Genomic DNA, 17,949 nt, shown 5'->3' with positions numbered 1-17,949 from the left:
TGTTCTCTACATGACCAATGCTGATTCTAGGCGATTCAATTAATTCTGTCCGGTACGCATCCTAGGGCTTTCACCGACCCCATGGAGCCGACAACATGCCTGTCTTGACCCTGCCCGAACCAATCGCCGCTTACTTCGCGGCTGAACATAACCCCGAAGCACTGGCGCATTGCTTCACGGCGCAAGCCGTCATGACGGACTTCGGTCATACCTACGCGGGTATCAATGCCATCAAGGGCCTCATGGCCGAGGCATCGCGCAAGTACAGCGCTACCACCGTTCCCCTGACCATTGAGCGAGAGGACGGATCGCAACTCGTCCGCGCCAAGGTTAGCGGCAACTTCCCCGGCAGCCCGACCGTTCTGTCGTACCGCTTTCGTCTTGAAGGCGGCCTGATCGCATCGCTGGAGGTAACAGCATGAACTTCGACCTTCAACTCGATGGCCTGCGCACCGTGGTCACCGGCGGCACTATGGGCCTTGGCGCTGCAGTCGTTCAGACTCTCGTGAAGGCAGGCGCAAGGGTGGCGACCTCGGCGCGCGACGTGTCAGTACCACCGATGGAGGGTGTCACCTATATCGGTGCAGATCTGACCACCGCAACAGGCGTTGCTCACCTCGCACAGACGGTCCTCGAGATGTGGGGTGGTGTCGACATCGTGATCAACGTGCTCGGAGGGTCAAACACGCCGGGTGGTGGTTTTGCCGCCATCAGTGACGAGCAATGGCTGGCAGAACTGAATCTGAATCTGATGCCTGCCGTACGCCTGGACCGCGCATTACTGCCATCCATGCTGGCCCAAGGCTCAGGCGTCATCATCCATGTGAGCTCGATCCAGCGCATGATGCCTCTGTATGAGTCCACCACCGCCTACGCCGCCGCCAAGGCTGCTCTCACCACTTACAGCAAGTCTCTTGCAAAAGAAGTAATGCCCAAGGGCGTTCGTGTGCTGAGTGTCGCGCCGGGGTGGATTGAGACCGAGGCGTCCGTAAGGTTTGCCGAGCGGTTGGCTGAACAAGCGGGAACCGATTACGAAGGCGGCAAACGAATTGTCATGGAATCGATAGGCGGAATCCCGCTGGGAAGGCCGGCCAAGCCCCAAGAGGTTGCGGACTTGATCGTCTTCCTTGCATCCTCCCGGGCTGCATCGATCTCTGGTTCCGAACACCGTATCGACGGCGGTACGATCTCAACCCTGTAATCGATAACCGCAATCAAGGAACGGCGGCGAGCTCTCGGGACTTGCCGCCTCCCTGTGTCTCTCGGAATGTTCCCGGCGCCAATCGCTACACCGGTTTGACTGTTGCAGTCGGCGCCCTGGCGTCGGGACCGATCTTGAACCAGATCGAGTACATCGCGGGCAGGAACACCAGCGTCATGACGGTGCCGACGAGTGTGCCGCCAATCAGGGTATAGGCCAGCGTCCCCCAGAACACCGAGTGTGTCAGGGGAATGAACGCCAGGATCGCCGCCAGGGCCGTCAACAGCACCGGTCGCGCACGTTGCACCGTGGCTTCGACGACAGCGTGAAACGGATCCAGCCCTTCTTGCGCGTTGTGATGAATCTGACCGATCAGAATCAGCGTATTGCGCATCAGGATCCCCGACAGTGCAATCAACCCGACCAACGCATTGATGCCAAACGGCTGATTGAAGATCAGCAGTGTCGGCACCACGCCAATCAAGCCCAACGGCGAGGTCAGGAACACCATGATCATCGCCGAGATCGAACGGACCTGCACAATGATGATGACCAGGGTCATGGCGATCATGATCGGCAACAACGGCAGGATCGCCTTGCCGGCCTTGCCGGACTCTTCGATCGCACCCGCCTGCTCGATCCGGTAACCGGAAGGCAGTTTCTCGATGATCGGCTGCAGTTGCTTCAGCAGCGCACTGGAAACGTCCGGTGGCTGCAAGTCTTCGGCAATGTCGCCGCGCACGGTGATGGTCGGGGTGCGATCACGCCGGCGCAGGATCGGATCCTCCATGCGCACATCGACCTCGCCTATCTGCGACAACGGGACCCGCTGCCCCGACGCACCGACCAGGGTGAAGCCTTCGATTTGCTGTGGATCGAGCCGGATATCGCCCGCTGCCCGCCCCATGACCTGCACTGAACGAATATCCTCACGCACCGCCGTGATCGGTACTCCGCTGAGCAGGAACTGCAACTGCTGTGCAACCGCAGTCGATGTCAGCCCCACAGCCTGCAGACGGTCCTGATCCAAATTGAAATGCAACGACGGCGTCAGCGGCCCCCAATCAGTGTTCACGGTTCTCATCATCGGGCTGTCCTGCATCACGCCCCGCACCTGCTCGGCGATCACCCGCAACTTGGCCGGATCAGGCCCCATCACCCGGTAGGCCACCGGAAACGGAGAGTAAGGACCAAACACGATTTGCGTTGCCCTGAGACGCGCCTCCGGGGCGAGCCCTTGAGCGACCGCGTCACGAAAACGCAACTTGAGGGTTTCCCGTGCTTCCTGACTGTCGGTCAGCACCACGATCTTGGCGAACGACGGATCGGGCAGTTCCGGCGCCATCGCCAGGAAGAAACGCGGCGCCCCCTGACCGATATAGGCCGTGACGATTTTCGCCTCATCCTGCTGGCGCAGCCAGGCTTCGACCTTGGCGGCCGTGGCGCTGGTCTGCTCGATGGAGGTGCCGTAGGGCATTTGCACCTCGATCATGACTTCGGGACGGTCAGAGGTCGGGAAGAACTGTTTCTTCACCAGGCCCATGCCTGCCGCCGCCACGAAGAACAGCGTAATAACCATGCCCGCGACCAGCCATTTGCGCGCAATGACCCGGGTCAGAACCCGGCGGAAGCGGTTGTATCGCGGCGTGTTGTAGATCGCCGCATGTCCACCCTCGACTGCCTTGATGTCCGGCAACAGTTTCACGCCCAGATAAGGAGTAAACGCCACCGCCACGACCCACGAAGCGATGAGAGCGATGCCCACAATCCAGAACATGTTGCTGGTGTATTCGCCGGCGGTGGACTGAGCGAAACCGTTGGGCAAAAAACCGATCGCCGTCACCAGGGTTCCGGACAGCATCGGCGCCGCCGTGTGGCTCCAGGCATAGGCAGACGCCTTGATGCGATCGTAGCCCTCCTCCATTTTCACCACCATCATTTCAATGGCAATGATCGCGTCATCGACCAGCAGCCCGAGCGCCAGAATCAACGACCCCAGGGTGATACGGTCAAAGTTTTTGCCGGTGGCCGCCATCACCACAAACACGATCGCCAGGGTCAACGGCACCGCAGCGGCGACCACCACGCCGACACGCCAGCCCATGCTGAGAAAGCAGACGAGCATGACCACCAGCAGCGCGACAAAGAACTTGACCATGAACTCGCCAACGGCGGAGTCGATATTCACCGCCTGGTCGGTGACCTTGGAGAGGCTCATGCCCAAGGGCGTTTCCTCATTGATCCTGACGGTCTCGGCATCCAGCGCCTTGCCCAGATCAAGGCCGTTCCAGCCCTCGCGCATCACCACACCGAGCAACAGCGCCTCTTCGCCGTTATTGCGCACCAGAAAGGTGGCCGGATCTTCGTAACCGCGTTCGACCGTCGCCACATCAGACAACTTGAGTGTCCGCCCCTGCACGATCACAGGGGTGTCGCGGATTTTTTGCAGCTTGTCGAACGCACCATCGAGACGTAGAAAAACCTGTGGCCCGCTGGTGTCGATTGATCCGGCCGGGGTCAGTGCGTTCTGACTGTTCAGCGCGGCGAAGATGTCCTGCGGTGACAAGCCCAGGGTCGCCAACCGGTCATGCGAAAAGGAAACAAATATTCGTTCGGCTTGTTCGCCGATGATGTTGACCTTCTTCACCCCCGGCACATGCAACAGGCGCTGGCGCATGGACTCCGCATCGCGGACCAGCAGACGCTGCGGCTCGCCCTTGGCTTTCAGGGCGAACAGCGCAAAGGTCACGTCCGAATACTCGTCGTTGACCATCGGCCCGATGACGCCCGCCGGCAACTTGATCGCTTCATCGTCGAGTTTTTTACGCGCCTGATAGAACTCTTCCTGCACTTGCGAGGGCGGCGTGCTATCGAGCAACGAGACCATCGTGAAAGCGAGCCCTGGCCGCGTATAGGTTTCCGAGCGGTCGTACCATTTGAGTTCTTGCAGGCGTTTTTCCAGTGGCTCCGCGACCTGATCCTGCATCTCCTGTGCGGTCGCCCCCGGCCACGCCGTGATGACGGTCAACTGCTTGACCGTAAACGGAGGATCTTCGGCACGCCCCAGCTGGAAGAACGCCAGGGTGCCGGCAACGGCGATCAGGAAAATCAGAAAGACCGTGATCGAACGCTCGCGAACGGCGATGGCAGAAAGGTTGAATCGGCCCTCGCTCATGGACGACTCCCGGCAACGGTCGCCGCATCAGGCACGGGCATTCTTACTGCTTCACCTTCGCGTAACAGGTGAGCGCCCAGCGCCACAATCTGTTCGCCGACCCGGAGATCGCCAGCGACTCGTGCCGAATCGTCGCTCAACCCCAATACCTGAACCGCTCGCCAGGTCACGGTTGGCGGGGTGCCGGCGATGATCCACACACCAGGACCCTGACCCGCGTCGTAAAGCGCGGCAACAGGCACTTGCAAGGATGCGGCAGGTGTCGAACCCTCGGCGATTCTGAGGGTGACTGTCGAACCTATCGGCGCATTGGCCAGCGCGCCTTCCAGTACGTAGCGCGCCTCGAACGTACGCGTCGTGCGATCTGCCGAATCGGAAAGCAACCTCAGTTTCGCGGTAACAGCACCCGAGGCGTCGCCATAGAGCGTGGCTTGCGCGGTGGATCCTGCTGCGGGGCGCAAGGTCTCGGGCAAGTGCACGATGGCCTCGCGCTGCCCTGCCCGCGCCAGTCGAACCACCGGTTGTCCAGGGCTGACGACTTGTCCGGGTTCGGCGAGTGTTTCCACCACAACGCCGTCGGCATCGGCAACCAGCACCGCATAACCGGAAGCGTTGCGAGCTACGTCCGCTTGCGCTTCAGCGGCGCTGAGTTGGGCCTTGGCGGTATCTGCGGCGGCTTTGATCTGATCGTAGGCCGATGCGGAAATGGCGCCGGCGCTGACCAGAGTGCGATAGCGGGCTTCGTCATCGGCTGTCTGCCTGGCGCGGGCCCGTGCGGCGATGACCGACTCCTGCTGCGCGCGTGCCTGCAGCCCCAAGTCGATGGGGTCGAGCCGCATCAGCGGCTGACCGCGTTTGACACTCTGCCCCGTGTCAACCAGACGCTCAAGCACCTTGCCCGAAACGCGAAACCCCAGATCGCCCTGAATGCGCGCCGTCACCACCCCCGTGAAGGTGCGGGAACCGTCAACCGCAGCCTGAACGGCGGTGAACCTGACCAGAGGCGCCTGTGTGCGCGGGTCTGCAACGGATGAGGAATCACCGCACGCCGCCAGGGCGAGTGGCAACAGGCATGCGGCAATAGGGGAAATTCGAAGCCGGCGCATAGGTTCACTTACTGAAATAGGATGACCATCATATTCTCATCCTTGTGACCAATGTCGTCAACAGTCACTTTCCATGAGGTATTCGACGCTCCACTTTTATCATTAATGCCGTGATTGCCTTTTCAAGCCTTAATTGACACGTTGTGACCATTACGTAATATGGTCACGAAAATCTCGTTAAGGAACGCCGATGCCTCCCCTGCGCCCGATTGCTCTTTTGGTTACCGCCAGCCTCATGGCAGGTTGTGCGGTGGGTCCGGATTACCATCGTCCAGACGCCCCGCTTTCAGATCATTACCTGGGGCAGTCCGCTGTCGAACCGCGATCCGGATCGACACCGGACAGCCTTGCCGCCTGGTGGGAAAGCTTCAATGATCCGCTGCTGACCGACCTCATCGACCAGGCCTTGCAGCAGAATCTGGATCTGGCACAGGCTTCGGCGCGCGTCACCCAGGCCAAGGCCGGCCTGGGCGCCGCAAATGCAGCACTGCTGCCCTCGGCGAACATCAGCGCACAGGCGGCACGCGCTTATCAGTCCGTCGAGACGCCACTGGGCCAGGTGTTGAATTCAACACCTGGCTATGACCGTTACGGCAATGCCTACGAGGCCAATCTCGAGGCGGGCTGGGAAGTCGATGTCTTTGGCGGACTGCGCCGCGGGCGTGAGGCGGCACTGGCTGAGTATCAGGCCTCAGCAGCGGGTGTCACGGCGACGAGGTTGGCGATCGCTGCGCAAACGGCCGATATCTACATCACTCTGCGCGGATTGCAGGCGCGGCTGGACATCGCCAACCGGCAGGTCGATACCCGGCGCGCGTTGCTGGAAAAGGTCCGGTTACTTTACGGCAAGGGTCTGGCCGCGGAGTATCAGGTGCGCCAGGCCGAGGGTGAGTTGTCGCAAGTCGAGGCGACCGTTCCGGTACTGCAAAGCGGTCTGGAGGCAGCCATGAATGCGATGGACGTGCTGCTCGGCACGCCTCCCGGCACTCACCGCACGCAACTGGCACGTGAGGGCGAAATTCCCGATGTGCCGTCGCTGACTGCGCTGGGTACACCGGCAGATCTGCTGCGGCGCAGACCGGACCTGATCGTGGCTGAACGCCGCCTCGCGGCCTCCAACGCGCGTATCGGTGAAGCGATTGCCGAGTACTACCCGAAATTTTCACTCAGCGCCTTGCTCGGCAGCGCGACAGCCGTATCCGGCGGCAATCTTTTCACCGGCGGCGCAAGCCAGTCGGCCGGTGTGCTGGGTTTGCGCTGGCGGCTATTTGACTTCGGACGCATCAACGCCCGGATCGATCAGGCCAAAGGTCAGGAATCTGAAGCATTGGCGGCCTATCGCCAGTCGGTACTGCGTGCCACCGAAGATGTAGAGAACGCGCTGTCTTCACTGGTGCATCGGCGAACCCAGACCACCACCCTGACCGGCGGCGAAGCGGCGCTGACTCAAGCTCGCCAGTCCTCGTTCACCGCCTATGAAAAAGGCACAGCCAGCCTGATCGATGTCCTGCACGCCGACGAAACATTGCTGCAGGCCTCCGACGCCAGAGCGCAGGCGCGGACGGAATCGGCCCGTGCGGCGGTGGCGGTATTCAAGTCGCTGGGCGGGGGCTGGCAACCCACTGAATCACAACCTGTAGCGGCACGCTGAGCAGCACCACCAGATCGCTTTCAGGTCAGGGCATCAGGCTACGCAGAATGAGGTTGGAGGTCAGCGTGGGCGCTACCTCGATAAAATCGAGATTGTGCTGCAGCAACAACGGGTTGACGAAGGGACGCAGGGCCAGATGAATCGCCTCGACGGTCTCGTCCAGCGGAGTCTTGCGCTCGAACTCTCCGAGCTCTCGCCCTTCACGCACGATGTCGAAGATAAAGCGCTTGATCTGCTCCTCATACACCTGAGCACTTGGCCAACGCTCCGCTGCGGAGAATGCCGCGATGTCGTAAAGCTTGCGATCATTGAAGAACAGGTCCACACCCGTGGCAATCACGGTCTTCACCAGCCGGCGGAAACGCTCGGTCGGCGAAATCCCCTCTGCGTTAACAGCCTGTTCGACCGCTGCAACCATTTGCCCCAGACAATTTGAGCAGATCGCTTCGCCGATCGCCTGCTTGGAATCAAAGAATTTATAGATGTACGCCTTGGAAAAACCGATGGCCCTGGCCAGATCGGAAACCGTGGTTTTGCCATAGCCGTATTGGCTGAAGTGTTCATTGGCTGCCGCGACAATCTGATCACGAATGTCGTGATCGACTGGGCCACGTGGGCCGGGCGAAGATATCGATGGCTGATTCATGGGCGTAGCTTACTCAGCCTGTCGAGGTCTTACAAATCGTGACCAATAGAGTACATATTCACGAAAAACGGCTGTGTGAAACGGGCTGACGTTCAAGCCGTCGAACAGGGCGGATCGGCCCTTCTACGGCGTTTCCACTTCATCGACCGGCAACACCGGCAACGAAGCAAGCATCTCGGCGCGGCAAACCTCAAGGATTTCATCCGCCAACGCGGAATCATCCGGACAGGCGCGTGACAGGATGATTGCACCGAGCGCACGCGACAGCAGGTCGATCATTTTCTTTCTCCCCTCGCCCTCCCCAGCATCCGGCCCTGTCGGATATTTTTCCCCCAAAGTTTGCAGGGTGCGTTCAATGCCTTCGGCAAACGTGGCTTTCACATCGTCCGATTGACGTGCCGCGTCGCCACACAGTGCGGCCATGGTGCAACCGCTGCCGCGTCCGTCGCGATGTTCTCTGTTCACATAGACGTTGATGAAACCGGGGACATCGAGCGCCTGGGCACCTGTCAACGATTTGCCGAGACTGCAGGCCGAAGCTTCGGCCATCAGGTCGGCCTTCGACCCGAAATGCTTGTAGAAGCCTCCATGGGTGAAACCGGCAGCCGCCATGAGATCCGCCACACCGACGCCGTCAAAGCCACGCTCACGGAACAGCTCTGAGGCCGTCTCAACGATGTGTTCTCGATTGGCCTGCGCCTGGGCCTTGGTCACTCTCACGTGCAATACCTCGTGTTTAGCGGGAATTCCTGCCTCCGATGATACATAGATGTCGCCCATAATCAAAACCGTTGACAGTTTAGATTTCGATCATCATCCTAATTTCACACCCACCGATCTCCATTCACGGGCACGGAAGATTCATCAGATGACCAAACAGACTCTGTTCACCCCTTACACCCTGGGCAGTCTCACGCTGTCGAACCGCGTCGTTCTCGCACCGCTGACACGCAACCGCGCAGGCCAGGGCTTTGTCCCCAGCGAATTTGCGGCTGTCTATTACAGCCAGCGCGCCAGCGCCGGTTTGCTGATCAGCGAAGCGACGCAGATTTCCCGACAGGGTCAGGGTTATCAGGACACCCCCGGGATCTACACGCAGGCGCAGATAGACGGTTGGCGCACAGTCACCGATGCCGTCCACGCCAAAGGCGGAAAAATCTTCCTGCAGCTGTGGCATGTCGGCCGCGTGTCGCACGTTGACTTGCAAGAAAACGGCGCAGCACCGGTGGCTCCTTCTGCGCTGCGTGCCGCTACCAAAGTGTTCGTCAACAACCGCTTTGAAGACGTCTCGGAACCCCGCGCGCTGGAACTCGACGAACTGCCGGGGATCGTCTCCGATTTCCGCCAGGCCGCGGCCAACGCGGTCGCTGCCGGGTTCGATGGCGTGGAGATTCACGGTGCAAACGGCTATTTGCTGGATCAGTTTCTCAAGGACAACGCCAATCTGCGCACCGACGCTTACGGCGGCTCGATTGAAAATCGTGCGCGTCTGTTGCTCGAAGTGACGGCGGCCGTCATCAATGAGATCGGCGCGGATCGCACCGGTGTGCGCCTGTCTCCAGTGTCGCCGGCCAACGGCGTGGCCAGCAGCGATCCGCAGGCGCAATTCAATTACGTCGTCGAGCAACTCGACGCCCTCGGTGTGGTTTATCTGCACGTGGTCGAAGGCGCGACCGGCGGTCCGCGCGACGTGGCGCCTTTCGATTTTGGCGCCCTGCGCCAACGCTTCAAAAACACCTATATCGCCAACAACGGCTATGACCTGGACCTGGCGAACGCGCGGCTCGCCGAAGACCAGGCCGACCTGATCGCCTTCGGTCGCCCGTTCATTGGCAACCCGGATCTGGTGGAGCGCCTCAAGCAGGGCGCGCCGCTGTCCGCGTTCAATCCCGCCACCCTCTACGGCGGCGGCGCGGCGGGCTACATCGACTATCCGACTCTCGCTGAATCGAGCGTCAGCGCAAGCTGAGCGCGTTCTGTTTCTCACCTTCTGAAAGAGAGATACCCCATGAGCATTCGCCCTACTGTTCTCATCACCGGCGCCTCCACCGGCATTGGCGCCGTCTATGCCGAACGCTTCGCCAAACGTGGTCACGATCTGGTACTGGTCGCCCGCGATCAGGCTCGCCTGGACACACTGGCAGCGCGCTTGCGCAGCGAGCACGACGTCGCCGTCGATGTCATCCCGGCAGACCTGACCCAACTCGGTGATCTGACCACCGTTGAAAGCCGCCTGCGCGACGACGCCCGTATCGGCATCCTCGTCAACAACGCCGGCGCTGCGCTGTCCGGCCACTTTGTCGACCAAAGCACCGACAGCGTTGCGCAGCTGGTTGCCCTGAACACCACGGCGCTGGTGCGGCTCGCCAGCGCCATCGCCCCACGCCTGGCCAAGGCCGGCGACGGCGCAATCATCAACATCGGTTCGGTGGTAGGCCTGGCGCCGGAGTTCGGCATGAGCGTCTACGGTGCGACCAAGGCCTTCGTGCTGTTCCTGTCCAAGGGACTGAGCCTGGAACTGTCGCCGCAAGGTGTCTATGTGCAAGCTGTGCTGCCCGCCGCCACTCGCACGGAAATCTGGGATCGCTCCGGCGTCGACATCAACACCCTGAGCGAAATCATGGAAGTGGGTGATCTGGTGGATGCCGCACTGGTCGGTTTTGATCGTCGCGAACCTGTGACCATCCCGCCGCTGCACGAAGCCGAGCGCTGGGATGACCTGCAGGGCGCACGCCAGGGCCTGCTGGGGCAAATCCGCCAGTCTGAGGTCGCCCAACGCTACCAGACGCCACAGTGATTTTTTGCTAGCGAGCATTCGCGGCAGATTCGATGCAGGCACAGAGCATTGCATCGAATCCTGCTGGCTTGCCGGAGTGACAATGAGTTCAATACAGACAAATTCCCGCCCGGGTTCGCCGACGTCATTCATCGACGCGGCGAACCAGTCGATCACGGTCAACGGCATTTCCTTCGCCTACCGCGACACCGGGCCCACAACCGGCGTGCCCCTCGTGCTGTTCAATCATTGGGGCGCGGTGCTGGACAACTTCGACCCCGCGATCATCGATGGCCTGGCGCAAACCAGACGCGTCATCACCACCGACTATCGCGGCATCGGCAACTCGGGTGGAACCGCGCCACTGACGGTGGGTGAAATGGCCGACGATGCCATCCAGCTGATCAGGGCGCTGGGGCTGAAAACCGTGGATGTGCTCGGATTTTCCCTCGGAGGTTTCGTCGCTCAGGACATTGCCCTCAAGGCGCCTGACTTGGTACGCCGGTTGATTCTGACCGGTACTGGACCGGCGGGCGGCACCGGCATCGACAAGGTCGGCACAGTGTCATGGCCATTGATCCTCAAAGGCTTGCTGACCCTGCGCGATCCCAAGTTCTACCTTTTCTTCACCTCGTCGGCCAATGGGCGACGATCTGCCTCGCAGTATTTAAGGCGCCTCAAGGCACGCAAGAACAATCGCGACAAGGGCCCGACGCCACGCGCCTTCCTGCGGCAATTGAAAGCCATCACGGCGTGGGGCAGACAACCGCGGCAAGCGCTTGGGCGCTTGCGCACACCGACGCTGGTCGTCAACGGCGACAACGACATCATGGTGCCCAGCGTTAACTCGTTTGAACTGGCCAGGCTTATCCCCGACGCACAGTTGGTGATTTATGAGGATGCCGGGCACGGCGGGATTTTCCAGCATCACGCCGACTTTGTGGCCAAGGCGCAGGCGTTTCTCGATGCTTGATCACGTCACGCAGCAACACCGCAACCCACCGACTACCCTCCGTACAACCAGCAAGAGCCGCACCACGATGAAAGCATTTCTGATTGATGGCTATGGCAAGAACCCCGGACGCATTGGCGAAGCGCCCGCCCCCGCAGTCGGTGCCCACGACGTCTTGATCGAGGTCCATGCGAGCAGTGTCAACGTGCTGGATTCGAAGATCAGCAAAGGCGAGTTCAAGCTGATCCTGCCCTACGCCTTTCCGTTGATCCTGGGCAATGACCTGGCGGGGGTCGTGGTTGAAGTCGGTTCGAAGGTGACACGCTTCAAACCGGGAGACGCGGTATATGCTCGCCCGCCCGAAGCGCGGATCGGGACGTTCGCCCAATTGATCGCCGTGAACGAAAACGCCGTGGCCCTGAAACCTGCCAATACCGACATGGTACAAGCCGCGTCCTTGCCCCTTGTTGCACTGACTGCCTGGCAAGTACTGGTTGAAACCGCCCGGCTGCAAAAGGGCCAGAAAGTGCTGATTCACGCAGGCTCAGGCGGCGTCGGCACCATTGCCATTCAGCTTGCCAAACACCTCGGTGCGTTTGTCGCCACAACCACCAGCACCGCCAATGTCGAATGGGTCAAGGCGCTGGGGGCCGATCTGGTGATCGACTACACACAGCAGGACTTCGAAAAAGTGCTGCAAGACTACGACGTGGTGCTTAACAGCCTCGGCGCCGACGTGCTGGAGAAGTCACTCAAGGTCCTCAAGCCCGGCGGCCAACTCATTTCCATCTCGGGCCCACCCACTGTGCAGTTCGCGCGGGAGCAAGGGTTATCCTGGCCATTGCAGCAAGTCATGCGCCTGCTGAGCCTTGGCATTCGTCGCAAAGCGCGCAAGCAGGACGTCAGCTATGCGTTTGTGTTCATGCGGGCCAATGGCGCTCAACTGCAACGCATCACTGCGCTCGTTGAGGACGGAATCATCAAACCTGTGGTTGATCGTTCCTTCCCCTTTGAATCAACGGCTGAAGCATTGAAGTACGTTGAGCAGGGACGCGCCAAGGGCAAGGTCGTAGTTGCGCTCAAATGACCACGCCGCCTGTTCCTGAATCGAACGTAGACACTGCACAGCTTTTACTGCTGGAGCGGCCATCAGCCGAATTGATTTCGCCAGAGGAGCAGCAAGTGCTTCAACCGGATGATGTGCAGGTTCAACCGCCCGTTATCGTTTGGCGCAGTTTGATGCTTGAGCCATAAGGAAGGTTGCAGGTGATCTCGTCAGGCTGTCGCGTTCGGCTCGACAAGATGAACTTCCGAGGCATTGCGCCCGGCCAGCCAGGCCAGCACGGAAGCGGCGACCAGGACAGCGGCGCTAAGCTCGAAGGTGGCTTTGTAGCCGCTCAAATCAAAGGCCAGACCGCCAATGATTGCGCCGCCGGCGATCGCCAGTTGGACGATGGCTACCAGCAAGCCGCCTCCCGCTTCAGCATCATCCGGGAGCGTCTGCGCCAGCCACGTCCACCAGCCAACCGGCGCGGCCGTGGCGACCAGCCCCCAGAGTCCGAGCAACACAGCGGTCAGCACCGGCGATTTGCCGAAGCTGACCAACGCCAGCGCGATCACCGCCATGATCAGTGGAATGGCGGTCAGCGTGCGATAGAGGCCGCGCCCCATAAACCGTTCGATCAGAAAGGTGCCGATAAAACCGGCCAGTCCCAGCCCCAGCAGCATGAACGACAAGGTTGAGACACTGACGCCCGTCACGCCCTCAAGAAATGGTCGCAGGTAGGTGAACAGCATGAACTGGCCCATGAAAAAGACGCTGACGGCGACCATGCCCAAGGCCACTGGCAATTGCTTCATCAGCCGCAGAACGTTGCCGCTACCGACCTGGCGCTCGGCCTTGAAAGACGGAAGGCTGATCAGCAGCCACACGGCGGCAAGCACCGCGACCGGAACCACACAGAAGAATGCGCCGCGCCAGCCGATCAACGAGCCCAGAAAGCTCCCCGCCGGAGCGGCGATGACCGTGGCCAAAGCGTTGCCGCCATTGACGATGGCCAGCGCGCGGGAAACCTGTTCAGGCTTCACCAGGCGCATGGCAGTCGCCGCCGACAACGACCAGAAACCACCGATCGCAATCCCGATCAGCGCACGTCCAAACATGAATGACGGGTAGCCCGGGGCGAGCGCGACGACCGTTCCGGAGACGATCATCAGCAAGGTCAGGCCCAGCAGAAGCTGCTTGCGTTCGATGCGAGCGGCGACCGAGGCAATCAACAGACTGGTGATCAGTGCGAAAGCACCGGACACGGAAATCCCCTGCCCGGCCTGACCTTCGGTGATGTGCAGGTCTGCCGCAATCGGCGTCAGCAGGCTGACGGGCATGAACTCGGAAGCGACCAGAGCGAATGCGGCCAGCGACATCGCCAGCACGGCGCTCCAGCCGCCTGTTCTTTTAGAAGGATCTGTAGAAGGAAACGTCATGGAAACTACCTGTGATGCGAAAAACGTAGGGGGTGATGCGCAGGGGCAAGCAGTTTGTCGCCCGTCCGGGCACTGCCCCTGTAACAGATAGACACATTCTCCCGGTCAATCCGGTGCTTCCCTAGTGCATTCCTCTTGAATGCTTGCCTGATCCTCTGGGGATGCAGGGTGACGGATAGGAAACGTCTCGCGCGCGCATTAGAGTTCAGTCAAAGGAGTGAGCCCACATGATCCCGACCCCTCTGCCCCAGGAATCACCTTTGGCACGGCACATCGACCCGCGTGTGAACGCACCGGGTGACTTCGCCACGTCGATACCCGGGCTGTCGCTGTTTCGTCGCGACCAGCCGGCGCCCCCCGTGGTGTGCATGATCGAACCCAGCCTGATTCTCGTGGGCCGCGGCGAAAAGCGCTTGTGGGTCGGTGGTGAGGGCTACAGCTATGACCCGTCGCGGTTTCTGGTCACGTCGCTGGATCTGCCCGCGAACTCCGAAGTGATGCTCGCCAGTCCCGAGCGGCCCTGTGTCGGCTTCGTGCTGAAGCTGGATGTCAGCATGCTTGCCGAGGTCATCACCAAGAGCGGCTTGCCCGCGAAACGCCAGCCATCAACGGGTACGGGCGCTGCGATCGGCAGCCTGTCGTCAGCCTTGGAGGACGCGCTCGATCGCTTGCTGGCGTTGCTCGATGAACCCGAGGCGATCCCGGTCCTGGCGCCGCTGATCCTGCGAGAAATCCACTATCGGCTGCTCCATACCGACCAAGGCCCACGGCTGCGGCAGATCACTGCCGTCGACGGTCAGGGTTATCGCATCGCCAAGGCCATTGACTGGCTGAAGGTCAACTACACCGATGCCCTGCGCATCGACGATCTGGCCGCGCGAGTGCAGATGAGCGCGCCGACCTTTCACCATCATTTCCGCCAGCTCACCGGCATGAGTCCGCTGCAGTACCAGAAATGGCTGCGGCTCAACGAAGCCCGGCGGCTGATGCTGGTCGAGCGCCTGGACGTGTCGCGGGCGGCGTTTGCGGTCGGCTATGAAAGCCCTTCGCAATTCAGCCGCGAATACGGCCGCCTGTTCGGTACCGCACCGAGCCGCGACATGGCCCTTTTACGCGGACAGCCCTACGAGGCAGAAGCGCTCGGCACAGTCGCGAATTGAACGAAAACCGGTGATGCGCCTCGCTGCGTGTCACTGCTTATAACAATGCACGTCAACCGATGATCAGCGGGTGAATCATGGAACTACGAATCAACCAGAAGACCTATCAGGTCGATGCCGACGCCGATACGCCCTTGCTGTGGGTGATCCGCGATGATCTGGGCATGACCGGCACCAAGTACGGCTGCGGTCTGGCGCAATGCGGCGCCTGCTCGGTGCTGGTGGACGGCAACGTCGTGCGCTCGTGCGTCACGCCAGTGGCCGGTGTGGTTGGCCGCGAGGTCACCACCATTGAGGCAATCGAAGCCGATGACGTGGGCAAGCGGGTGGTCTCGACCTGGGTCGATCTGCAGGTCGCCCAGTGCGGCTACTGCCAGTCCGGGCAGGTAATGGCCGCCACCGCGCTGCTCAAGCAGAACCCCAAACCGAGTGATGCGCAGATCGAGGCGGCGATGGTCAATCTGTGCCGCTGCGGTACTTACAACGCCATTCATGCCGCCGTGCATGAGCTTGCCGGCAAGGGGGACGCGTGATGAACGTTCGTATCGACCCTTCACAGCACGCTTCAGTACTGGATCTGCATGAACCGATCAATGTGTCGCGCAGACGTTTTCTGACCGGTACCGCCGTCGGCGCACTGGTGCTCGGCTTCGGTCTGCCACTGGGTACGACGCGCGTACAAGCTGCCGCTTCTGCGACGGCCGAGCGCGGCACACAGGTCCCGGCGTTCCTCGAGATCCGCCCGGACAATCGGGTGCGCCTGCTCTGCCCGTTCATGGAAGGCGGACAAGGCACGTTCACTGCGATGGCGCAGATTGTCGGTGAAGAGCTGGATGCCGACCCGGCAACCTTCCTGGTCGAAGCCGCGCCACCCGGCGAAGCCTATGTGGTGATGGAAAACGGCATGCGCATCACCGGCGGCAGTATGTCGGTGCGCATGAGTTACCCGGTCATGCGCCGCCTCGGTGCCCTTGCCCGCGCCATGCTGTTGCAGGCGGGCGCGCAGCAACTTGGCGTGCCGGTGAGCGAGTTGAGCACCGAGCCTGGCAAAGTGGTGCACGCCAAATCGGGCCGCTCGCTGGCCTACGGTGAACTGGCCGAGCGCGCAATGGATTTGCCGGTTCCCGATCCGGCCTCTGTAAAGCTGCGCGATCCGAGTCAGTTCCGCTGGATCGGCAAACCGGTGAAGCGCCTCGATGCCTACGACAAGTCCACGGGCAAGGCGCTGTACAGCATCGATCTGAAGGTCGACGACATGCTGCATGCCGCCGTTCAACATGCCCCGCGCCTGGGGATGACCGTGGGAAACCTGCGCAACGAAGACCAGGTCAAGGCGATGAAAGGCGTGCATTCCGTGCATCGTCTGCCGGGCGCTGTGGCGGTGGTCGCCGAGCGCTGGTGGCACGCCAAACGTGCCGTCGAGGCGATCCAGGTCGACTGGCAAGAGCCGACGGCCGACAGCCAAGTGCGGCCGATGCCCGCCGACTTTTCCAGCGATGCCTGGTTCAAGCGCCTCGCTGAAGATAAAAGCCCCGCCAAAGATGATGAACACGAAGGCGATGTGGCTTCGATTCTCAAGGAGACCAAGACCCGGATCGACGCCACTTACCACAACCAATACCTGAACCACGGCCAACTGGAACCGCCTTCAGCGCTGGCCCGGTTCAATCCGGACGGTTCGCTTGAGGTCTGGCTGCCGAATCAGGCGCCGGACATGTTCCGCGCCGACATCGCCAAGCGCACAGGACTGGATCCGTCGCGCATCACCTTGCATTCGCCGCTGCTGGGCGGGTTCTTCGGTCGGCATTTCCTCTACGACTCGGCCAGCCCCTACCCTCAGGCCATCGCGCTGGCCAAAGCGGTTGGCCGCCCGGTCAAACTGATCTGGAGTCGCGAAGAAGAGTTCTTGCGTGACGTGCTCCGCCCGGTTGCCGCCGTGAATTTCCGTGCCGCGCTGGACAACGACGGCTGGCCGCTGGCAATCGAAGCGATCAGTGCCACCGAAGGCCCGACCGAAGCCCTCGCCGGCAAGCAAGGTGAAAAGCTCGACCCGACGGCGCTTGAAGGGTTGTCAGGCAAGTCCTATGCGATCCCCAACAAGCGCATCGCACAGATCTACGTCAAAGGTCCGGCGATGCTTGGCTACTGGCGCTCGGTGGGTAATTCCCTCAACGACTTCTTCTATGAATCGTTCCTCGATGAACTGGCCGACAAGGGTGGCAAGGACCCGTTCGACCTGCGCCTGCATTTACTGCGCGGCAACCAACGGCTGACCACACTGCTGCAAGCCGTGGGTGAACTTTCAGGTGGCTGGAAACGTGGGCCGTTTACCGCCGAGGATGGCAGCCGGCGCGCGCGTGGGGTGGCCATGGCTTCGCCGTTTGGTACGGAGACGGCGGTGATCGCCGAGGTGTCCATCGAGAACGGCCAGGTCAAGGTGCATGACATCTGGCAAGCGATTGACCCGGGCAGCATCGTCAATCCGGCGATTGTCGAGGCTCAGGTCAATGGCGCCGTGGCGCTGGGACTGTCGCAGACGTTGGTGGAAGAAGCCGCGTGGATTGATGGCAAGCCGCGGGCGCGCAACTACGACTTGTATCCGATCCTGCCGCCTGCGCGAATGGCACGGGTTCATGTGCGCGTGGTCGAGAGCGGGGAAAAAATGGGTGGCATCGGTGAACCGCCGTTGCCTGCGGTCGCGCCCGCTGTCGCTAACGCGGTGGCAGCGCTGACCGGTCAACGGGTGCGCAGCCTGCCCATGAGCCGACACACCTTCAGTTGATCAGCCCCGGAGCGTC

At 61.3% G+C, this 17,949-nt stretch carries 15 protein-coding genes; 10 read left to right on the top strand and 5 right to left on the bottom strand.

Features of this window, described 5'->3' with window-relative positions; genetic code table 11:
- Positions 1–95 precede the first annotated feature (95 nt).
- Entirely contained in the window at positions 96–422 is a 327-nt protein-coding gene (locus ACKUG4_RS01350) for a nuclear transport factor 2 family protein (RefSeq protein WP_445433228.1), read from the top strand.
- The gene (locus tag ACKUG4_RS01345; RefSeq protein WP_445433227.1) at positions 419–1,201 is read left to right on the top strand and encodes an SDR family oxidoreductase; all 783 of its coding nucleotides are present in this window, start codon (positions 419–421) and stop codon (positions 1,199–1,201) included. The genes ACKUG4_RS01350 and ACKUG4_RS01345 overlap by 4 nt, the downstream gene beginning before the upstream one ends.
- 85 nt (positions 1,202–1,286) lie before the next feature.
- On the opposite strand, the gene ACKUG4_RS01340 is transcribed toward ACKUG4_RS01345, so the two are convergent.
- Positions 1,287–4,376, bottom strand: a complete 3,090-nt coding sequence (locus ACKUG4_RS01340) for an efflux RND transporter permease subunit (protein WP_445433226.1) — start codon at positions 4,374–4,376, stop codon at positions 1,287–1,289.
- On the bottom strand, positions 4,373–5,482 hold the full coding sequence (locus ACKUG4_RS01335; protein WP_445433225.1) for an efflux RND transporter periplasmic adaptor subunit: 1,110 nt from the start codon (positions 5,480–5,482) through the stop codon (positions 4,373–4,375). Before ACKUG4_RS01335 ends, ACKUG4_RS01340 begins: the two co-directional genes overlap by 4 nt.
- Before the next feature lie 190 nt (positions 5,483–5,672).
- Between ACKUG4_RS01335 and ACKUG4_RS01330 the strand changes: the two genes are divergently transcribed.
- Positions 5,673–7,133, top strand: coding sequence for an efflux transporter outer membrane subunit (locus ACKUG4_RS01330; RefSeq protein ID WP_445433224.1), 1,461 nt, complete (start codon positions 5,673–5,675; stop codon positions 7,131–7,133).
- Positions 7,134–7,158: 25 nt separating this feature from the next.
- On the opposite strand, the gene ACKUG4_RS01325 is transcribed toward ACKUG4_RS01330, so the two are convergent.
- Positions 7,159–7,779: a TetR/AcrR family transcriptional regulator gene (locus tag ACKUG4_RS01325; protein WP_236190443.1), complete on the bottom strand. Its 621-nt coding sequence runs from the start codon at positions 7,777–7,779 to the stop codon at positions 7,159–7,161.
- A gap of 123 nt (positions 7,780–7,902) precedes the next feature.
- Positions 7,903–8,499, bottom strand: a complete 597-nt coding sequence (locus ACKUG4_RS01320) for a TetR/AcrR family transcriptional regulator (protein WP_445433471.1) — start codon at positions 8,497–8,499, stop codon at positions 7,903–7,905.
- A 148-nt stretch (positions 8,500–8,647) separates the two neighbouring features.
- On the opposite strand from ACKUG4_RS01320, the gene ACKUG4_RS01315 reads away from it, so the two are divergent.
- The 4 genes from ACKUG4_RS01315 to ACKUG4_RS01300 all read left to right on the top strand — a co-directional run bounded on the left by ACKUG4_RS01315 (position 8,648) and on the right by ACKUG4_RS01300 (position 12,594).
- On the top strand, positions 8,648–9,748 hold the full coding sequence (locus ACKUG4_RS01315) for an alkene reductase (protein ID WP_445433223.1): 1,101 nt from the start codon (positions 8,648–8,650) through the stop codon (positions 9,746–9,748).
- A 39-nt stretch (positions 9,749–9,787) separates the two neighbouring features.
- Positions 9,788–10,576, top strand: a complete 789-nt coding sequence (locus ACKUG4_RS01310) for an SDR family NAD(P)-dependent oxidoreductase (RefSeq protein ID WP_445433222.1) — start codon at positions 9,788–9,790, stop codon at positions 10,574–10,576.
- A gap of 82 nt (positions 10,577–10,658) precedes the next feature.
- On the top strand, positions 10,659–11,528 hold the full coding sequence (locus ACKUG4_RS01305) for an alpha/beta fold hydrolase (RefSeq protein ID WP_445433221.1): 870 nt from the start codon (positions 10,659–10,661) through the stop codon (positions 11,526–11,528).
- Between the two features lie 67 nt (positions 11,529–11,595).
- A complete protein-coding gene (locus ACKUG4_RS01300) occupies positions 11,596–12,594 on the top strand; it encodes an NADP-dependent oxidoreductase (protein ID WP_445433470.1) in 999 nt (332 codons plus the stop codon).
- Between the two features lie 188 nt (positions 12,595–12,782).
- Here ACKUG4_RS01300 and ACKUG4_RS01295 read toward each other — a convergent pair whose 3' ends face one another.
- Positions 12,783–13,991, bottom strand: coding sequence for an MFS transporter (locus ACKUG4_RS01295; RefSeq protein WP_445433220.1), 1,209 nt, complete (start codon positions 13,989–13,991; stop codon positions 12,783–12,785).
- 227 nt (positions 13,992–14,218) lie between these two features.
- Here ACKUG4_RS01295 and ACKUG4_RS01290 point away from each other — a divergent pair, with 227 nt between their 5' ends.
- The 3 genes from ACKUG4_RS01290 (at position 14,219) to ACKUG4_RS01280 (ending at position 17,933) form a co-directional block, all read left to right on the top strand.
- Positions 14,219–15,151, top strand: coding sequence for an AraC family transcriptional regulator (locus ACKUG4_RS01290; RefSeq protein WP_085646416.1), 933 nt, complete (start codon positions 14,219–14,221; stop codon positions 15,149–15,151).
- Between the two features lie 77 nt (positions 15,152–15,228).
- A complete protein-coding gene (locus ACKUG4_RS01285; protein ID WP_027613020.1) occupies positions 15,229–15,684 on the top strand; it encodes a (2Fe-2S)-binding protein in 456 nt (151 codons plus the stop codon).
- The gene (locus ACKUG4_RS01280) at positions 15,684–17,933 is read left to right on the top strand and encodes a xanthine dehydrogenase family protein molybdopterin-binding subunit (RefSeq protein ID WP_445433219.1); all 2,250 of its coding nucleotides are present in this window, start codon (positions 15,684–15,686) and stop codon (positions 17,931–17,933) included. The genes ACKUG4_RS01285 and ACKUG4_RS01280 overlap by 1 nt, the downstream gene beginning before the upstream one ends.
- Positions 17,934–17,949 lie beyond the last annotated feature (16 nt).

It is taken from the genome of Candidatus Pseudomonas auctus, assembly GCF_048654275.1.
Taxonomy (GTDB): domain Bacteria; phylum Pseudomonadota; class Gammaproteobacteria; order Pseudomonadales; family Pseudomonadaceae; genus Aquipseudomonas; species Aquipseudomonas pharyngis.
The sequence above is the reverse complement of the archived record's forward strand: the minus strand, read 5'-3'. Positions and strand labels throughout refer to the sequence as shown.